General features: G+C 45.8%; 16 protein-coding genes and 1 riboswitch. Of the genes, 6 read left to right on the plus strand and 10 right to left on the minus strand.

Going from position 1 to position 18,118, the window contains the following annotated elements:
* Positions 1-9: 9 nt before the first annotated feature.
* On the plus strand, positions 10-750 hold the full coding sequence (locus FBF61_RS18135; protein WP_138479820.1) for a tetratricopeptide repeat protein: 741 nt from the start codon (positions 10-12) through the stop codon (positions 748-750).
* A gap of 260 nt (positions 751-1,010) precedes the next feature.
* Here the strand turns inward: FBF61_RS18135 and FBF61_RS18140 are convergent, their stop codons facing one another.
* Positions 1,011-2,084, minus strand: coding sequence for a DUF5074 domain-containing protein (locus tag FBF61_RS18140; RefSeq protein ID WP_229215112.1), 1,074 nt, complete (start codon positions 2,082-2,084; stop codon positions 1,011-1,013).
* A gap of 11 nt (positions 2,085-2,095) precedes the next feature.
* Complete coding sequence (locus FBF61_RS18145; protein WP_229215113.1) at positions 2,096-3,973, minus strand: TonB-dependent receptor plug domain-containing protein; 1,878 nt, start codon at positions 3,971-3,973, stop codon at positions 2,096-2,098.
* A gap of 119 nt (positions 3,974-4,092) precedes the next feature.
* Positions 4,093-4,292: riboswitch (cobalamin riboswitch) on the minus strand.
* A 64-nt stretch (positions 4,293-4,356) separates the two neighbouring features.
* On the opposite strand from FBF61_RS18145, the gene FBF61_RS18150 reads away from it, so the two are divergent.
* The gene (locus FBF61_RS18150; protein WP_229215114.1) at positions 4,357-5,286 is read left to right on the plus strand and encodes a DMT family transporter; all 930 of its coding nucleotides are present in this window, start codon (positions 4,357-4,359) and stop codon (positions 5,284-5,286) included.
* 17 nt (positions 5,287-5,303) lie between these two features.
* On the opposite strand, the gene FBF61_RS18155 is transcribed toward FBF61_RS18150, so the two are convergent.
* Positions 5,304-5,672 (minus strand): glyoxalase superfamily protein, encoded by a 369-nt coding sequence (locus FBF61_RS18155; protein WP_138479824.1) that lies wholly within the window; start codon positions 5,670-5,672, stop codon positions 5,304-5,306.
* Positions 5,673-5,747: 75 nt separating this feature from the next.
* Here FBF61_RS18155 and FBF61_RS18160 point away from each other — a divergent pair, with 75 nt between their 5' ends.
* Positions 5,748-6,308 carry a thioredoxin family protein gene (locus FBF61_RS18160; RefSeq protein ID WP_138479826.1) on the plus strand — a complete coding sequence of 187 codons (561 nt, stop codon included), beginning with the start codon at positions 5,748-5,750 and terminating at the stop codon, positions 6,306-6,308.
* A 2-nt stretch (positions 6,309-6,310) separates the two neighbouring features.
* Here the strand turns inward: FBF61_RS18160 and prfA are convergent, their stop codons facing one another.
* Positions 6,311-7,384, minus strand: coding sequence for a peptide chain release factor 1 (prfA, locus tag FBF61_RS18165; protein ID WP_138479828.1), 1,074 nt, complete (start codon positions 7,382-7,384; stop codon positions 6,311-6,313).
* Positions 7,385-7,523: 139 nt separating this feature from the next.
* Between prfA and FBF61_RS18170 the strand changes: the two genes are divergently transcribed.
* On the plus strand, positions 7,524-8,105 hold the full coding sequence (locus FBF61_RS18170) for a hypothetical protein (RefSeq protein ID WP_166444557.1): 582 nt from the start codon (positions 7,524-7,526) through the stop codon (positions 8,103-8,105).
* A gap of 178 nt (positions 8,106-8,283) precedes the next feature.
* Here FBF61_RS18170 and FBF61_RS18175 read toward each other — a convergent pair whose 3' ends face one another.
* The 5 genes from FBF61_RS18175 to FBF61_RS18195 all read right to left on the minus strand — a co-directional run bounded on the left by FBF61_RS18175 (position 8,284) and on the right by FBF61_RS18195 (position 13,591).
* A complete protein-coding gene (locus tag FBF61_RS18175; RefSeq protein WP_138479830.1) occupies positions 8,284-8,949 on the minus strand; it encodes a bifunctional 4-hydroxy-2-oxoglutarate aldolase/2-dehydro-3-deoxy-phosphogluconate aldolase in 666 nt (221 codons plus the stop codon).
* A 45-nt stretch (positions 8,950-8,994) separates the two neighbouring features.
* Positions 8,995-9,990, minus strand: a complete 996-nt coding sequence (locus FBF61_RS18180; RefSeq protein WP_138479833.1) for a sugar kinase — start codon at positions 9,988-9,990, stop codon at positions 8,995-8,997.
* A 153-nt stretch (positions 9,991-10,143) separates the two neighbouring features.
* The gene (gene uxaC, locus FBF61_RS18185) at positions 10,144-11,571 is read right to left on the minus strand and encodes a glucuronate isomerase (RefSeq protein WP_138479835.1); all 1,428 of its coding nucleotides are present in this window, start codon (positions 11,569-11,571) and stop codon (positions 10,144-10,146) included.
* A gap of 39 nt (positions 11,572-11,610) precedes the next feature.
* The gene (gene uxuA / locus FBF61_RS18190; protein ID WP_138479837.1) at positions 11,611-12,801 is read right to left on the minus strand and encodes a mannonate dehydratase; all 1,191 of its coding nucleotides are present in this window, start codon (positions 12,799-12,801) and stop codon (positions 11,611-11,613) included.
* Positions 12,802-12,979: 178 nt separating this feature from the next.
* Positions 12,980-13,591, minus strand: coding sequence for an RNA polymerase sigma-70 factor (locus FBF61_RS18195; protein ID WP_138479839.1), 612 nt, complete (start codon positions 13,589-13,591; stop codon positions 12,980-12,982).
* A gap of 280 nt (positions 13,592-13,871) precedes the next feature.
* Between FBF61_RS18195 and FBF61_RS18200 the strand changes: the two genes are divergently transcribed.
* Positions 13,872-14,903, plus strand: coding sequence for a LacI family DNA-binding transcriptional regulator (locus FBF61_RS18200; RefSeq protein WP_138479842.1), 1,032 nt, complete (start codon positions 13,872-13,874; stop codon positions 14,901-14,903).
* Here the strand turns inward: FBF61_RS18200 and FBF61_RS18205 are convergent.
* Complete coding sequence (locus tag FBF61_RS18205) at positions 14,893-16,173, minus strand: DUF349 domain-containing protein (RefSeq protein ID WP_138479844.1); 1,281 nt, start codon at positions 16,171-16,173, stop codon at positions 14,893-14,895. The two genes, FBF61_RS18200 and FBF61_RS18205, sit on opposite strands and share 11 nt — an antisense overlap.
* A gap of 70 nt (positions 16,174-16,243) precedes the next feature.
* Between FBF61_RS18205 and ettA the strand changes: the two genes are divergently transcribed.
* Positions 16,244-17,911 (plus strand): energy-dependent translational throttle protein EttA, encoded by a 1,668-nt coding sequence (ettA, locus tag FBF61_RS18210; RefSeq protein WP_138479846.1) that lies wholly within the window; start codon positions 16,244-16,246, stop codon positions 17,909-17,911.
* Positions 17,912-18,118: the final 207 nt, after the last annotated feature.

Here is an 18,118-nt window from a genome sequence, read left to right on the forward strand (position 1 = left end):
AAATATTTTATGAAAGAATCTGTTGTTATTTGGCTTGCAATCTTAATACCTGTATTTGGCTTGGCGCAAAACACGCATTTGGCGAGTGCCGGACCTAACACAGATACTAACGTTGCTCAGAAAAAGCCACTTGAACTAAAGGAAAGACGCATACTCCCGCTTTTCGGAGAAATCAGCAAGACCTCCGATCAGATCGATGAGGAAATCAAATTTCTGAGTGAGTGTGACAAGTCCTTTAGCAGCCGGACGGAAGCAAGCAGTTTTTTTGCAACCCGTGCCTGGGAATATCTTCAGGAAGGATCATTGGATACGGCCTGTTACCGTTTCAACCTGGCCCATTTATTAAACGACAAAAATGTAGAGGTTTACTGGGGATTGGGAGTGGTTTCCTATCAGAGAGAAAATTGGGTGGATGCCAAAAGAATGTTGAGCCGAGGCATCGGGATTCAGGGTAATAATGTCCCTTTGCTGGTCGATCTTTCTACGGTTGATCTGAAATTATATGCAATAACGAGCCGAAAGGAGGAGTTGGATGAGGCGGCGGAGCTTTTGAAACATGCAACTGCGCTGGATTCGACTTATGCGCTGGGGCAGTATAATCTGGCTTTGCTGCATTACAATCTTAATGAGCTTGACAAATCCTGGGAACATTTGCACAAAGGCAGGGTACTCGATTTTACGCAGATGAATCTCGATTTTGTCGAATTATTGAAAGCCAAGTTGCCCGATCCGCAAGGTTTTTTTAAATAATAGCATATCAGTTTTTTTGAAAAATTACATGGAGTCTCCCGGAAACGGGAGATTTTTTTGTTGCATATTTTTCTGGATTCGTACCGCACACCAATCCCGAAGGGATGTAATTATGATAGAAAAACCGGTCAAGAAAAAGAAGAAAACCCCAGCGGGTTGACATTATACAAGATGTCAACCCGCTGGGGTTTGGAATATCCAAATCCTTTCTAGCTAGAACAATTTCAGCCCTTTGGGCTTTTTCAGCTTTCCAAATCCATTTATTTAAAGAAGAAGCCGGTAGGGGCCACACCTACTTTGATTGAATCCACTACACTCCCATCTGTCCGGTACCGAACAGCGTAGCCCGCCTGGCCGTAGTTCGGCGTTACTCCCGCATAGATCAGGCTCTGCAACGGATCAACAGCCAATCCGGTGAAAGCCCGTTTGATAAGAGGCGTTGCCAAGTTGATCTGTGTAGCTCCGACATCGAATTTATAGGTTTCCCCAGCTTTCAAACCGGCACTATTATAATATGACAGCACAAAGAAAATATTCTTGCGATCGGAGCTGAAAACAAAATTTTCCGCCGATTTTGAACCATCAGATCCAATCGGAAGTACTGCCTCCACGGCATAAGTTTCAGCATTCATACGAACCGCCTGGTTACTCGCAGCTACCCACAATTTCCCGTTTGCATCCACCCCGATCGGTGAAGGTACACCATTTAAAGTGACAGTTTTTTCAATTTCGTCTGTTGCTGTGTTGATGATTGTGAGCGTATTTCCGCCACCGAAAGAATAGGTACCTACCAGCAATTTTCCATTGTGGTAGACCAGGTTTTCAGGTCCGGCGCCTATGTTTATTTTTTTGATCACTTTGTTTGTAGAAACATCGACGACCGCAATATAGCCTGTCTGGTAGCTGTAGTCAGCGTTGGTTCCCCAGCACGAAATGTATGCCTTGTTGCTCGAACCAACTATTTCACGCGGGTTTTCAATCTCCGGGGAAACAATGGTTGCTATTTTTTCAAATGTATTGCTGTTCACGATTTCCAGTCTGTCGGACCCCTTGTCATTGTCAACCAATATGAAACCTTCGTCTCCTATGACCGTGTAACCCTGTGCTCCCCCCTGGAAATCAGCGCCATTGACTGTCTTGAACAGATCATCGGCTGCGTTGGTCATTTCTCTTGAGAAGAAGGATATCGCACCGTTGTTCTGGCTGAAGTTTCCTTCATTGATCACAAACACACCCCGCACATAATCCCCTTTTGGAGCAGGATCGCTCTGGTTACACGCAAAGGCAAAAATGGACAAAGAAACGAGTACTAATCTGGTCAACTGTTTTTTCATTTTCATTTAATTTATAGTAAATACTTTGGGCCTTTTGAAGGGGCGTTGTAACTCACAATTACGTTCACCGCAAAGCTCCTTCCGGGCATGGCATAGTTTCTAACACTCAGATAAAAGGTATTTCCGATATTGTTTACCTGTCCCTGAATGCGCATTTTGGTTTTATCCCAGGTTACAGTGTTCTCGATCAATATGTTTGTCAATGTGTAACCGTTCAAGAACTGGGAGTTGTCAAAGGTACTGAACCGTTTGCTTCCCGATTGGACCTGGCTGCTCAGGCGTGTACTTTTATATTGGAGGAAAGCATTGAAATTCATGGTATGAATGGGTACAAAAACCAGTTGTTTCCCGATTACGTCCGCTGAATACGCATCATAAACCTTTTCCTGGCTGCTTCTATTGTATGCATAACCAAGATCTGCTCCCCAATTCCACAGTCCTTCATTTCCGTGCCAGCCAGCCTGAACTTCAATCCCTCTTGCCAATACTTCCTGCAGGTTTTCAACATGGTAATTCCTGGAAGGATTCCAGTAAGTCCAATCTTTAACACGGTTGTGATAGGCGGTGACGGAGGATGTGAAAACAGAAGTTGTACCGGAAGTATATCGTTGTTCAAATCCGATTTCTTTGTTCCATGCGCTTTCCGGCCTGATATCCGGGTTTCCGAGGTCTTTCCAGTAACGTTCGTTCAGGGTAGGTACACGATAACTTCTGGCATAAGATCCCCTGATTTTGAGCCGGTATCTCAAGTTTTGTATCAACTGATATTCAGTGCCCAGCGACGGTGTGAAAGGCGGATTATACTTGGTGATCAATGCCTGCCGGAGATTGGCCGAAACCAGCCAGCGCGCATTAGCCAGTAGTCGTGTCAGCATAAACAGATCGCCCCGGGTTTCGGTGATCAGTGATTTTTCGTACCCGCTTACATGCGTCCGGTAGTGGGTCATTTCGGCTCCTGCTTTGACCTGGACATTACCTTCAGAAAGTCCGAAATCAAAGGTAAAATCCTTTTCCGCCCGATTTGAGAATTTATCCGTAAAAGCGTGATCCAGATTGGCATAGTCGCCTTTTGCATAATCAATGACATCACGGACCCAGGATGTGCGGAACGCCAGGTTTTTTATCTGATAACGAACCATGCTCCGGTATGCCTCCGTGCGTGTGAGCTCCCTGTTTTGGCTATCATCAGGGACAACTGTCATTTTGTTTTTTGTCAGCCATATATGCGCCGAGATTTCCTGATTGTCCTTAGATGTAAAAAACAAATCCTGTACCAATCCCTGCTGAAATGTTTCGGATGGAAGAAAACTATAACCTTTTCTTGCCCGTCGCTGAAACTGATTGATCATCGATGAATAGTTTATCGTCGTTTTCCCTGAAAAGTCCCAGTTTTTGGTCAATCCGGTACCATATCTTGCGCCAGTCTGTCCGTAATTGTTCAGAAAACTATCCAGTTGCCCGGCTGCGAAAGCAAAAATTCCGTTAGGCTGTGAAACGCTGTTCAGCAAGATACTTCCCCCCACTGCGTCGGTACCCACAATGCTCGCTGCTGATCCATATTGTATCGAAAGCTGGTCAAATCCTGCGACAGGTATGGTTGAAAAATCGGTTTGCCCCAATGTCGGCGAATTGATATTCAATCCATTCCATAAAACCGCTGTATGGTTGGCGGAAGTACCCCGAAAGGAAGCAGTACTTAATTGTCCCGGGCCGTAGTTTTTAAATGCAATAGGCGTATGATAGGAGAGCAGCTCACCGATATTCTGGAAACGAAACTGGCTTAAAGTAGTGGAATCTATTTTTTGGATTTTGAGCCCGCTCATGAATTTTTCAGGAGCAAATCCTTTTACGATGACCGTTTCAAGCCGGACAGTATCATTTTGTGCCAATAGATTTTCCGATAGAAACAATCCGAGGGCAGCATAAAAAATGGCGAGATGTCTCCGGTCAATAACCACTCCGAGAGAATAAATGAACAGCCAGTACCCTGTTTTTCCTCCGAAAACAAAAGCAACAAAACATGTTGGCAGGTCTCCTGGCTCGTCCGATTGATCCGCGGCCTTCCCGCTCCGAGGAACAGTGGCAATGAGGATTGGATCAACTTTGACGGACTTACAGTTGCGGGGACAGCTTCCGGTTCGACGGAATTCCCTATTAAGCCTTGTCTGCTATAAAACAGCGTGCGGCGCCAGAACTTTTGCAAAGGTAGGAAATCGGATTGACTTTCGACTCTCTGGGATAAGGGTTATCTTTGGCTTTTAAATCTCGAAAGTTGGCGTCCTTATCTAACCGCATTTCTGCACAATCATCACAAAAGGGCATTTTACTGATGCTGGGTGCAGCCTTTTTTTTCTCACTTACTTCTGCAATCTCCAAGTGGCTGGGAAAGGATTTTCACATTGTACAGCTGGTATTTTTCAGGAATATTGTCGGGGTGGTTTTTATCATTTCCAGTATCTGGAGGCGGCCCTTGCGGCAGGATGGCGGCAAGCTTGGTTTGCTTATTTTTCGGGGGGTGGTGGGTACTTTATCCCTCTACCTGCTCTTTTATTCGATCCAGACGCTCGGCCTTGGGCGGGCATCTACCTATCAGTATACTTATCCCATTTTTCTGGCACTTTTTTCCTGGTTGTTGATTGGCGAAACATTGAATTCCAGTGAATGGACAGCCATTTTTGTTGGATTCACGGGCATTCTGTTTGTTTTTCGACCAGATCTTTCGCTCTCCTGGCGGGATAATTCACTGGGTTTGGGCAATGCCTTGCTGACTGCTGTTTCTTACCTGTCCATCCGGCAGTTGGGCGTGGTATACGATACCCGCGCGATCATTTTGTCGTTCATGCTGAGCGGGATTGTAATGCCGATCATATCAATGCTGGTAGGTACTTATCATCCTATGGAGGGCTTTGACTTCCTGATCGGGACTTTCAAGTGGCCGGAAAACATTTATCAGTGGGGCGCTTTTCTCGGGCTAGGGTTGACAGCGCTGGTGGGACAGCGAATGCTCACACAATCTTTTACTTACGATAAGGCAGGCCGCGTTGCGGCTGTGGGTTATTCCAACATCCTTTTTTCGGTGCTGATAGGATTTTTTATGGGTGAAGCCTTTCCGACCATTTCCATGTTTACCGGCATGTTGCTGATCGTCGCCGGGGGGATATTGATTTCTGCTTCAAAAAAGAAGCCTGTTGTAAATCCGTAGGCTGAGCAACCCACTGATCAGGATTCTATTCTCTCATTAAATGCAATCCGGTTCATAAACGGATCTACTACTGTCACTGAAATTGCATTCCAGGGCTCTTGAACCAGGCCGGGGCGGTGATACTTGTATTTCTTTTCATTCAGCTCTTTTTGTAGTTCACGTACTCCGGAACATTCAATGAAAATCTTGGCTCCGGGCGTAGCGTCGCCGTGATGTTCCGAAAGATGGAGAACTAATCCATCCTTTGATATCTGCATGTAAAGCGGCGCATTGTCTTCATACCGGTGTTGCCAGTCAATGGTGAAACCGAGCCAGCCGATGTAAAACTCCATTGTCTTGGCTTCGTCGAAAATGCGGAGGATAGGGATGACTTTTTCTATCTTCATAAAAAAGTATCATTTTGAAACGATGGACAATTATTTAGCAGGAATGTTTGTTTACCAAGAGAAATCAAAAATAGGATGAAAAAGCTTTTTATTAACTTCTTTCTCTCACTGGCAGTTTTGACGGTTCTGACAAGCTTTAATTCGGACACCGCGAGTAAGGCTGAGGAGGCGATTCAATGGCTGACAATTGAAGAAGCTTATGCTAAAATCCAGAAGGAGCCCAGGAAGGTTTTGATTGATGTTTACACCGACTGGTGCGGCTGGTGCAAGGTAATGGACCGGGAAACTTTCAGAAATAAGTCGGTGGCTACCTATGTCAACGAGAAGTTTTATGCTGTTAAACTGAATGCCGAACAAAAAGAAGCGATCAAACTCGGCGATCAGAAGTTTGAATTTTTGTCGGAGGGAGGCAGGGGCATTCACCAGTTAGCCCTGGCATTAACGAATAACCAGCCGAGTTTTCCCACAACGGTTTTTCTGGATGATAAATTTCAGATGATCCAGCCTTTGCCAGGTTATATGAAAGCAAAAGAATTTCACCAGGTGATCACGTTCTTTGGGGAAGACTATCACAAAAAAGAGGCCTTCGAAATTTACAAATCGAAGACCTATGATGCGCTTTATCCGAAAAAATAATATTAAACCGTCTCGCCTTCCTGCATTCTTTCAGCGTTTTCGGCAATCCTCAGTCTTTCAATAAATTCGGCAATATCTCCTTCCATTACAGCGGGAAGATTGTAAACCGTGTAACCGATACGGTGGTCGGTAATGCGGCTTTGCGGATAGTTGTATGTCCGGATTTTATCTGAACGATCACCACTTCCTACCATCGATTTACGTTGGGAGCTGATCGCGTCGTTATGTTCTTTCAGCTTGATTTCATATAACCTCGACCGCAAAACGCTCAATGCCCGGTCTTTGTTTTTCAATTGCGAACGTTCATCCTGACAGCTTACCACCAGTCCCGACGGAATATGCGTCAAACGAACAGCGGAGTAAGTAGTATTAACCGACTGCCCACCAGCACCTGAAGACTGGAAAGTATCAACACGGACATCATTCATATTGATCTGAACGTCAACCTCTTCCGCCTCGGGCAAGACCGCAACCGAAGCAGCAGAAGTATGGATGCGTCCCTGAGATTCGGTCTGGGGAACACGCTGCACGCGATGCACACCCGACTCAAACTTCATTTTTCCATATACATCTTCGCCTTCTACTTTACAGATAATCTCTTTATAGCCGCCATTGGTACCTTCCGTAAAATCCATAATGGAGGAGCGCCAGCCCATTTTTTCAAAAAAACGCTGGTACATTCTGAACAAATCGCCTGCAAAAATCGCAGCTTCATCTCCTCCCGTACCACCCCTTATTTCGAGGATGATGTTGCGGCTGTCGTTGGGATCTTTTGGTATCAGCAATTCCTTGATCGCCTGTTCCAGCTCTTCTAGTTTGGGAGTAAGTTCGTTAAGTTCTTCCTTCGCCATTTCCCTCAGTTCCTCATCTTTTTCGGTAGCGATGAGTTCTTTGGTCCCGGCAATATCTTTTTGCAGTTTCTGATAAATAGTATACTGGTCAACGATCTTGCCCAGGTCCTTATACTCTTTGCTAATTTTGGAGTAACGCGCCGAATCTGACACAATCTCGGGTTGTACGATTTGTTGCGAAACTTCTTCGAAACGTTCTTTTATGGCTTCTAATTTATCGATCATCTTATTGAATATCTTTGGCACTATTCATTCGGGGCACAAAGATACGCAATTTAGATAAATGAATGTTTTGACATGTTCGTCGTATCTTGTGAATTTCAACTCGTTGAATGGTGTTGAGAAGTTATAATATGTTTCAAAAATGAACAGAATCTTATTTTTTGTGATCATGCTTGCGAGTATCTGGAGTTGTGATCTGGGTAACAGGGTTGAAAATACGAAGGAGCTCGCCAAAGAAATGAAAGCGTCTCAGATCAAAAGAGTTACGAATACGCAGTTGATCTATTCAGCCGATGAATGGGGCAAGAAAATTACGCAAATCGCTGAAAAATCGCTGATCAAAGAACTCGAAAAGGATCCGGGAAAAGCAGCAGAGTTGTGCCGCAACATGGAAAGAATTCCTGTTGTGGCCGCATTGGAAAAGGAATATGGTGTGAAAGTCGAACTGCTGGGCGCGGCAGATATAAAAAATGATGACCTTGCCCCGAAAGAGAAGGAACTCCTGGAAGCGTATTTGTATAGCGCCAAAAGTAAAACTGTTGCCAGTGATAATTTACAGCAATTGAATGATACGCTTTTGGTGTACAATGCACCGGTACTTCTTGGCAGCACTATATGTACTGCCTGCATGTCGGGGCCGGATTCTACTTTTGCAGTGTGGAGGTTATTATTCAGCAAAAAAGAAATTATCAGAAAGCTTGATGCTAAACAGCTGAAAAATTGATTGCCCGCTACTGCCTTTGTCAGATATTGATGTTTTAATGCACTAATAGTCAAACATTTATTTGTGCTACCGAGGACAGTCGAAGTGCACGGGCTCAATCGCGAGCTGCTTCGACCGCCAAGCGGCCCCGTGCGCTCAGCAGGACAGTAACTTCAGCATTACACAATCGGAGCTTCCCTTACACTTTCTCCCGAAACTCCTTTACAAGCGCGATACTTTCAGCGACTTTTTGTTCGATCCAGGGATAGTTTGCTTCTGCTATTACATCCTTTGGAAACAGGTTGGACCCAAGGCCCACCGCGTACGCTCCGGCTCCAAACCATTCTCCGATACTTTCCTTGGTTGGCTGAACTCCTCCGGTAACCATGATTTTCACATCCGGCATAGGCCCGCGGATCGCTTTTATAAATGCAGATCCTACAACGTCGCCAGGGAATAATTTCACAACTTCAGCCCCTGCCTGCCGGGCATTGTAAATTTCTGTCAGGGTTGAAACACCCGGAATCCAGGGTATGTTGGCATTGATACATGCCTCGCCGACAGCCGGATTGAGGCAGGGTGTTACAACAAAATCAGCACCTGCATTAATAAACCTCTGAGCTGTTTCGTGATCATAAATTGTTCCGATCCCCATGGCCAGCCCAGGGAGACTTTCTTTGGTATAGGCAAGAAGCTCCGAGAAAACGTGAAATGCATTCTCGCCCCGGTTGGTGAATTCAAATGCACGTGCACCTCCACGGTAGCTCGCATTCACAATTTCCTTCGCGACTTCGATGTCGGCATGATAAAATAAGGGCAAAATACCCACCTCATTTAAAAGTACTAATATCGTATCCTTATCCATAGTTTTGGGCTGTTAGCTTTGAGCTGTCAGCATTTAGCTTTTTGATTATCTTTTGATTCTTCCTGATGTTTCACCTTGCCTGATTGCTTCCACTTCGGCGATGGTTGAGATCAGTGCGTCACCCTCGATAGTATGCTTTAAGGCCGAAGCCGCTACTCCGAATTCCAATGCTTTCTGCTGATCGTCGAAAGTAATCAGGCCATGAATTAATCCGGCGATAAAAGCATCACCGCCACCGACACGGTCAATGATCGGGTTAATTTCAATATCGTCTGTTTCCAGCAATTCCCGGCCGTTCCACAGATACGCCCTCAAAAGATTGTGAGACGCACTTAATGAAGTCCTTTTGGTATCAACAACCGTTTTTACCTGAGGGTAAGCCTTTTGTAAATTGACGCAGGATTCAACAAAATCGTTTCCTCCAATGCCAAATATCTCTTTTATATTTTCACTGTTTGCGATAACGACATCCGTTCCGGCCGTAAGCTCCGGCAGGATTTCGGAAGGCTTTTTACCGTATTTCCACAAATTGGCACGATAAAAAATATCGCCGGAAACGGTCAGGCCATATTTACGGGCGGTTTTGATCCCGTCAAGAAGTGCATCCGCTGCTCCCTGTGAAAGCGCAGGCGTAATACCCGCCCAATGAAACCATTTTGCATCTTTCAATATTGAGTCCCAGTCAATTTCTTTCGGGTTTATTTCGGCCAGAGAAGAATTGGCGCGATCATATACGATTTGGCTTCCTCTTAACGCTGCGCCGGTTTCCAGAAAATACACCGCCATGCGAGGCCCGCCATAAATAATATGCGAGACGTCAACTCCGTGGAAGTGAAGGTATTGTGCAGCAGCCCGTCCGATAGGGGAATCGGGAAAGCGGGTGACATGTGCCGTGTGGTGCCCCCAGTAAGCGAGAGCCGTGGAAACATTTGCTTCACCTCCCGCATAGGTAACATTCAACTGGCGGGCTTGTTCGAAACGTGAAAAACCAGGGGTGGAAAGCCGCATCAGGACTTCGCCGAAGGAAATAAATTGAGCCATATCTGAAGCAATCGGCCGAGTATTTACAAAAATCCTCTTGTAGGCCTTGAATTAAATTGAATAACTTTCAAAAGTAAGTATTAAACATTAAAATAGCCCTAAACATGAGTCCGGGCTATTTTTTTATTAAGGTTATCAAAGTCGGATCCTACCTTAGAACCCAAAATAATTTCTTGCATTGTTATAGGAAATATCCTCGACCAGTTTTCCCAGCCACGGAATATCATTTGGCAATTCTCCGTTCTCAACATCGTTTCCGATCAGGTTACATAGTATCCTGCGGAAATATTCATGTCTTGGGTAGGATAAAAAGCTCCGCGAATCGGTCAGCATGCCCACAAAACGGCTTAGAAGTCCCATGTTGGAAAGGGCGTTCATCTGGCGTTCCATACCGTCTTTCTGGTCCAGGAACCACCAGCCCGACCCGAATTGCATTTTGCCTGCAACTGTACCGTCATTGTAATTTCCCGTCATGGTTGCCAGCACCTCGTTGTCTGCGGGATTGAGGTTATACAGGATTGTTTTAGCCAGCTGGTTTGTCGAATCCAGTTTGTTGAAAAATGCAGATAATGCCTGCGCCTGACTGTAATCCCCGATAGAGTCCCAGCCCGTATCAGGCCCAAGTTCTCGTAACATTCTTTCATTGTTATTACGAAGTGCACCCAGGTGAAACTGCTGTGTCCATGATTTTTCATGATCCATTTTGGCAAGATCAAATAGTACCATGGATTTAAACGCGGTACGTTGTTCGAAGGAGGCAATTTCTCCTTTTAATGCTGCCGCGAAAGCTTGTTTTGCAGCCTCTTCATTAAAAGAAGCATAGATATGCTCGAGTCCGTGATCGGATAATTTGCCGCCCATTGCAGCAAAAAAATCATGGCGGTTTTTCAGTGCCGCTAGCAGACTTTCATAGGTGGTTATTTCTCCGGTACCAGCGGCTTCCGCCAGTTTGGCAAGATATTGATTGAATTCCGCTGGGGAATCGATCAGCAACATTGCTTTATCCGGCCGGAAAGTCGGTAATACTTTGATGTTAAAGCCACTTTCGCCGATCTCTTTATGGTATGAGAGCGTGTCTGTGGGGTCATCGGTTGTACAGATCACCTTCACGTTCATGCGGTTCAATAAGCTTTTTACGGAAAAATCCGGTTGCTTTAATTTCGCAGAACACTCATCATAAATTTCCCTGGCGGAATCTTTATTGAGCAGAATATCGATATCAAAATAACGCAGCAATTCCAGGTGCGTCCAGTGATAAAGCGGGTTCCGCATGGTATAGGGCACGGTTGCCGCCCATTGTTCAAACTTCTCCCAATCGCTGGCGTCGCCGGTACAAAACCTTTCATTGATGCCGTTCGCGCGCATCGCCCGCCATTTATAATGATCACCGTACAGCCATATTTGCGTAAGATTTTCAAACTGCTTGTCCCGTGCAATCTGATCCGGCGGCAAGTGGCAATGGTAATCGATGATCGGCATTTCCTTGGCGTAATCATGGTAAAGGATTCGCGCCGTTTCTGATCTCAGAAGGAAATCCTCAGAGATGAAGGTTTTTTGTACACTGGCTGCTATTGTTGTCATTGGATACGCTTTTCAGTTCTTCTTTTAGTGGGTCAGCCTTTATATCAGGGTTCTTTCGATACCATATTCCAGCCCGCGCAGTTCTGCAAGTCCGCGCAGACGGCCGATTGCAGTATAACCAGGATTTGTTCTTTTGGTAGCCGAAAGGTCGTCGAGCATACGATGCCCGTGATCGGGGCGGAACGGCATGCGTAGGTCTGTTCTTCCTTCTGTTTTACGTCTTTTTTGCTCATGCAGCAACGCTTTCATCACGTTGTACATGTCTACGTCTCCGTCGAGGTGGTCGGCCTCGTAAAAACTGCCGTCCGGCTCTCTTTTGGTAGCTCTTAAATGAATAAAATGGATCCTGTTACCAAGCCTGTTCACCATTCCGCTCAGGTCATTGTCCGGCCTTACGCCATATGATCCTGTACAAAAACAAATGCCATTTGCCTCGTTATCGTATGCTTCCAGCAGGAGTGTTGCATCGTTTTCAGTACTCACGACGCGTGGAAGGCCGAGAATAGGATATGGAGGATCGTCGGGATGAATGGCCAGCCGGACGCCCGCGCTTTCCGCTGCCGGGCCTATTGCCTGGATGAACTGGTACAAGTGTGTACGCAGTTCCAGGTCACCTATATGTTTGTAAGTATCCAGTACAGTTCTGAATTCTTCTATGGTAAAGCTTTCTTCGGAGCCAGGCAGCCCAGCGATAATGTTTCTAACCAGCCGGGTTGTTTCTTCCGGGGAAGCATTGTCAAGCCAGGATTTTGCTTTTTGTTTCTGCTCTTCTGTATAAATTTCACCTGCCTCAGGTCTTTGCAGAAGGTAAAGATCAAATGCGGCAAAATGAACAGCATCGAATCTCAGGCCGGTAGAGCCATCTTTCATCGGAGCGTCCAGGTCTGTTCTGGTCCAATCCAGAATGGGCATGAAATTGTAGCAGACGGTATCAATGCCGCATTTACCCAGGTTCGCAAGTGTCTGCTGATAATTAATGATATATTTTTCAAAATCACCGGTGCGCGTTTTGATTGCCTCATGCACCGGCACACTTTCTACAACCGACCACGTAAGTCCGGCTTTTTCAATCATTTCTTTGCGCGCCTGGATTTCTTCAACTTCCCAGACTTCACCATTTCTGATGTGGTGCAATGCTGTTACAATTCCGGTTGCTCCTGCCTGACTTATATCTTGTAAGGAAACGGGGTCATTGGGTCCGAACCAGCGCCATGTTTGTTCTAATGCCATATTGTTATTGGCCCTTGGCTTTCGGCTATCAGCTGTTGGCTTTGGGTGGATTTGGTTTGATACTGCTTTTTCTGGGTCTCGGCCCTCCTCTGGAGTCGCCTCCCGGGTGCCGTCTCCCCGGGGTGCCGTCTCCCTGGGTCGCCTCCCAGGGCTGAAGCCCTGGGTTGTGGCGGCGGCCTCAGGCTACGAGCCTGTGCTCGGGTACCCTTTCGCGGAGGACTTTGAGCGCGCGGCTCATCTGTGTTTCCACCGTTTTGACGGAGATCGCCAGACGTTCTGCAATGTCCCGGTAACGAAGCCCTTCCTCCCGGCTCAGGCGGAAGATCAGCTGACACTGGCGCGGCAGTGCCTGGATACATCCCTCTACATGCTCGTAAAATTCGTTGAACGATAACTCATCAGCTGGCGAAAAATGATCAGCATGCGTCATGTTCCATTGTACCGACTCGAGAGATTCTCGCTCATTTTGCCGGTGAATTCTTAGTTTCAGATAGTCCAGGGCCTGGTTGCGTACTGCTCGGTAAATGTAAGCCTGAAAAGAAGTATGTACCTCAATTTGTTCCCGGTTTTTCCAAAGTTTTACAAACACATCAGATACCACTTCCTCGGCAATCTCCCGGGTTACCACAACACGCATGGCATAATTACAAAGTGACCGGTAATGATGTGTAAATAACTCCCGGAAAGCATGGTAGTCACCGGTCGCCACAACTCTGCCAAACAAATTTTCCAATACATTTTTCTGTGTGTAAACAGACGTCAATGCATTGGTAAAAGATTTTGCTTCCATTACTTAATGGTTAGGTTAATTATAGAAAAATTCCTGGATATGTAGTGGTGTCAGGTACGGGCACTTCGTCATTGGTGAATGTAGTTTAACCATTGGCTCGTTGATATACAAAAAATAATCTTGAAAAAGATCAATAAATTTACGCAACCGTTCCCGGAACCGTTCCCGTTTTTTAGTATATTCCCGGAACTGTATCGCGTCCCGGGGAGCTGGCGCAACAAATTCCGTTTGACATATTTTCGGATAAATTGTTAACATTGTACTATTCTTATATACCCTCATGAAAAAAGTCTCGATCACAATTAAGGAAATCGCCAGACAGCTCAATATCTCCAAGTCGACGGTTTCCCGTGCGCTGAGGGACAGTTCCGAAATCAGTGAAGAGACCAAAAGAAAAGTGATGGAGCGGGCTGAACAGCTGAACTACGCGCCCAATCCGATTGCGATCAGTTTACTTAAAAACCGCACTCAAACCATCGGTGTTATCGTCCCGGATATTGCCAACCGGTTTTATTCATCTGCGATCGGTGGCGTGGAGGATATTGCGTACAGCCGTGGTTACCACACCATGATTTACCAAAGCCACGAGCTGCTGGAAAGGGAATTGTCGGCTTCCAGGCACATTGCCCTTCGTCGCGTCGATGGGTTGGTAGTTGCTATTTCAAGCCAATCGGAAAATATAGACCATTTCGTTTATCTGCAGGAACAGGGCATCCCGGTTGTGCTGTTCGACCGGGTGACAGATGCTTTGCGGACGCATAAAGTTCGTGTGGATGATTACAAAGGTGCTTTTGAAGCAACAGAGCACCTTATTAACAGAGGTTGTAAACGCATTGCGCATATTGCGGGTCCCGAGTCGGTTTCAATCACCAGATTCCGGCTGGAAGGTTACAAGGATGCGTTGAAAAAGCACAATATCATTTTTCAGGACGAGTGGGTTTTGCACACAGAGATCACCCAGCAGGGGGGGACGGAGCGTACATATCAGCTGATGGCCCTCCGCGAGAGGCCTGATGCTATTTTCGGGGCGAGCGACAGGATTACCATGGGTATCCACTGGGCTTTGCGGCAACTGGGATATACTATGCCGGATGATGTGGCGGTGATAGGATTTTGTGACCTGGCAATGTCGTCATTGCTGGACCCGCCGGTAAGTTCTGTAACGCAGCCATCTTTCGAGATGGGTCAGCAGGCCACTTCTCTGCTCCTGGACCTCATTGAAAGCAAAAATACCCCGGCCGAATATGAGACCAGGGTATTGCAATCGAATCTTGTGATTAATAAGTCTTCTCTCAAAACGGCTAACCCGTAATAGATTTTAATTTTCTCTCGAATTCCGACAATATACGTTCTTTCATCTGAACCTTCCGTTTCTGGATGTTGATGCGGCCTGCAGCCTGTTTGTCCAGCTCGGGGTCGCCGGTAGCTGTTCTGTCAAACTCGAGTATTGCAAACTCCAGGTCGCTTTTTTCGCGTTTTGCAAGCCATTCCAGTTCGCGGAATTTAGTCCGGAGCTGCTCTTCAGGGCTCTTAAGTTCAAATGCAGGATATTTCCGGCTGATGACGCGTGCAAGATAGCTGAGCTCAAAAATTTTGTCACAAACCATCCGGAAACGCTCAGCCAGCTCTTTATCCGCCATTTTGAAAGGTATCTTGATCTCTTTCCATTTGCTGAGTAGCACCTTAGCTTCCTGGGAAGCCTCCACAATATCGGGTCCGCGGAGCAGGGTTTCAGCCTGTTGCAATAGTTTTTGCTGTTCCAGGATACGCGGGTCTACACGTACTTTTGGCTCAATACCTTTTGCAAGGTTATATTTATCATAAAAAAGTTTAAGGAAATGTCTGTATGCCTTGTTGACCTTAAAAAATCTTTTCGGCGGTACTTCCCCGACAGCGTTCCAGGCATTACGAACTTCCTTGGCCTTTTGGTATGCCTCATCAAGGTCGCGGGCATAGCTTAGCGTTTTAGTGATCTTGATCAGGCGTTCATACTCCTCAATACGTGCCTGGTTAATTTTATTCTGTTCATCAAAATAATCGCGGCGGCGCTGAAAGAAATCATCCAGGATCTGCTGGAAAGTAATTTCCACTTCCTCCTGATATTCTTTTTCAACCGGCCCTGTCCTGATCCATTTTGCCTTTATTTCCTGTATCTGATCCGTTGCCGACGTATAGTCCTCAACCGCTGCTGCGGTCTTCACATCTTCTATCAGCGCACGCTTGATTTCAAGGTTCTTAAGTTGATTGACCTCGATCAGGCCTTTCAGGTATTCTTCTTTTTCTTCCAGTCTCTGTAGCAGAGGGACGAAGTCACCGAGTGCATCAAAACCTTTCAATTTACGTTGCAACTGAATAAGCTTGGTAAGATAGGAACCCTTATTAAGAGCTTCATCTATTTCCTGTTCCAGCTGTTCCACCTTGTTCAGGACAATGTTAAACCGATTTTTGAAGTAATCGATCGCTTCCTGTTCTGTTCTTTTAACTTCTCCAATTTGCCGGTCGGGGAATTCCAGATACCCCTTTAAAAATACTTTGCTGTCTTTAACATAGCCGTATTCATCATTCAATGTGGCATTTTCCATTCTTTCAATTTTTATCTGCTAAGTGTAGGGATAATATAACGATATTTGTTACGCACAAATTAACTAAAAAATGAGTAACGAAACCATTATTTTCTCAATGTCGGGGGTTAACAAAATCATTCCTCCAAACAGGCATATCATTAAAAACATCTATTTATCCTTTTTTTATGGTGCTAAAATCGGGGTTTTAGGTTTAAATGGATCTGGTAAATCCACTTTACTACGTGTAATTGCAGGCATTGACAAGGATATACAAGGTGATGTGGTATTTTCTCCCGGATATTCTGTGGGAATGCTCGAACAAGAGCCAAAACTTGACCCGAATAAAACGGTAAGAGAGGTTGTGGAGGAAGGCGTTCAGGAAATTGTGAACCTCCTCAAAGAATTCGATCAGATCAATGAGGCATTTGGGGAAGAGGATGCCGATTTTGATAAGTTGCTCGAACGTCAGGGAGAAGTGCAGGAAAGGCTGGATGCAACGGATGCGTGGAACCTGGATAACAAACTGGAGGTAGCTATGGATGCTTTGCGCTGCCCACCATCAGATGCATTGGTTTCTACACTTTCAGGTGGTGAAAAGCGTAGGGTAGCCTTGTGCCGGCTATTGCTCCGCCAACCCGATGTATTGCTATTGGATGAGCCTACCAACCACCTTGATGCTGAGTCTGTTCTTTGGCTGGAAGAGCATTTGAGACAATATAAAGGAACCGTTATAGCGGTTACCCACGATCGCTACTTCCTGGATAATGTCGCTGGCTGGATCCTTGAACTCGACCGTGGCGAAGGTATTCCATGGAAAGGAAATTATACTTCCTGGCTTGAACAAAAGCAGGAGCGTTTGAAAAAAGAAGAAAAAACAGAATCAAAACGTCAGAAAACGCTTCAGCGTGAATTGGAATGGGTGCGCATGGGTGCCAAGGGGCGCCAGGCTAAATCGAAGGCGAGACTTGGAGCCTATGAGCGGTTATTGGGTGAGGAAGGACGCGAGAAAGAGGAAAAACTGGAGATTTTTATCCCTGCCGGACCTCGCCTTGGTAACAAGGTGATTGAAGCACATAACGTCTCAATGGGTTTTGGGGACAGGCTTTTATATGAAAACCTCAACTTTGCTCTGCCGCCTAACGGGATTGTTGGTATCATCGGCCCGAACGGTGCGGGTAAAACGACGCTTTTCAAACTTATCACCGGACAATTAAAACCTCTCGAAGGGCATTTTGACGTAGGAGATACAGTTGAGCTGGCTTATGTAGACCAGGAGCATGATAACCTGGACCCTGCTAAAACAGTTTATCAAAGTATTGCGGATGGAAATGACTGGATCATGATTGCAGGCAAGCAATCCAATGCCCGGGCATACGTAAGCCGGTTCAATTTCGGTGGCGGAGACCAGGAAAAGAAAGTGGGAAACCTGTCGGGCGGGGAAAGGAACCGGGTGCACTTGGCGATGACTTTGAAGGAGGGCGGGAATTTGTTGCTGCTAGATGAACCTACCAATGACTTGGATATCAATACATTAAGAGCATTGGAGGAGGGCCTCGAAAACTTTGCGGGTTGTGCGGTAATCATTTCCCACGACCGGTGGTTCCTCGACCGTGTTGCTACGCATATTCTGGCATTTGAAGGTGATTCGCAGGTATATTGGTTTGAGGGTAATTTTTCGGAATACGAGGAAAACCGACGTAAAAGACTGGGTACAGATGTGACGCCGAAAAGGATCAAATACAAGAAACTGGCCTAACCGAAGTGTTTGATTTTTTGAAAAAGCGCCCGCAGGAAATGCGGGCGCTTTTCATTTGCAACGTCGAATTATTATTGGCTTAATTGCAATTTAATTTTATTCTTCTATCTTTCCGGCGAATTCCCTTCTGTTGAGCCCAACGTTCTATTGAATTTCATGGTCGATATACTATAAATGTCGGCGATCACCCTCTTTTACCAAATTTTT

Origin of the sequence: Dyadobacter bucti, assembly GCF_005869225.1 — a bacterium.
Taxonomy (GTDB): Bacteria; Bacteroidota; Bacteroidia; order Cytophagales; family Spirosomataceae; genus Dyadobacter; species Dyadobacter bucti.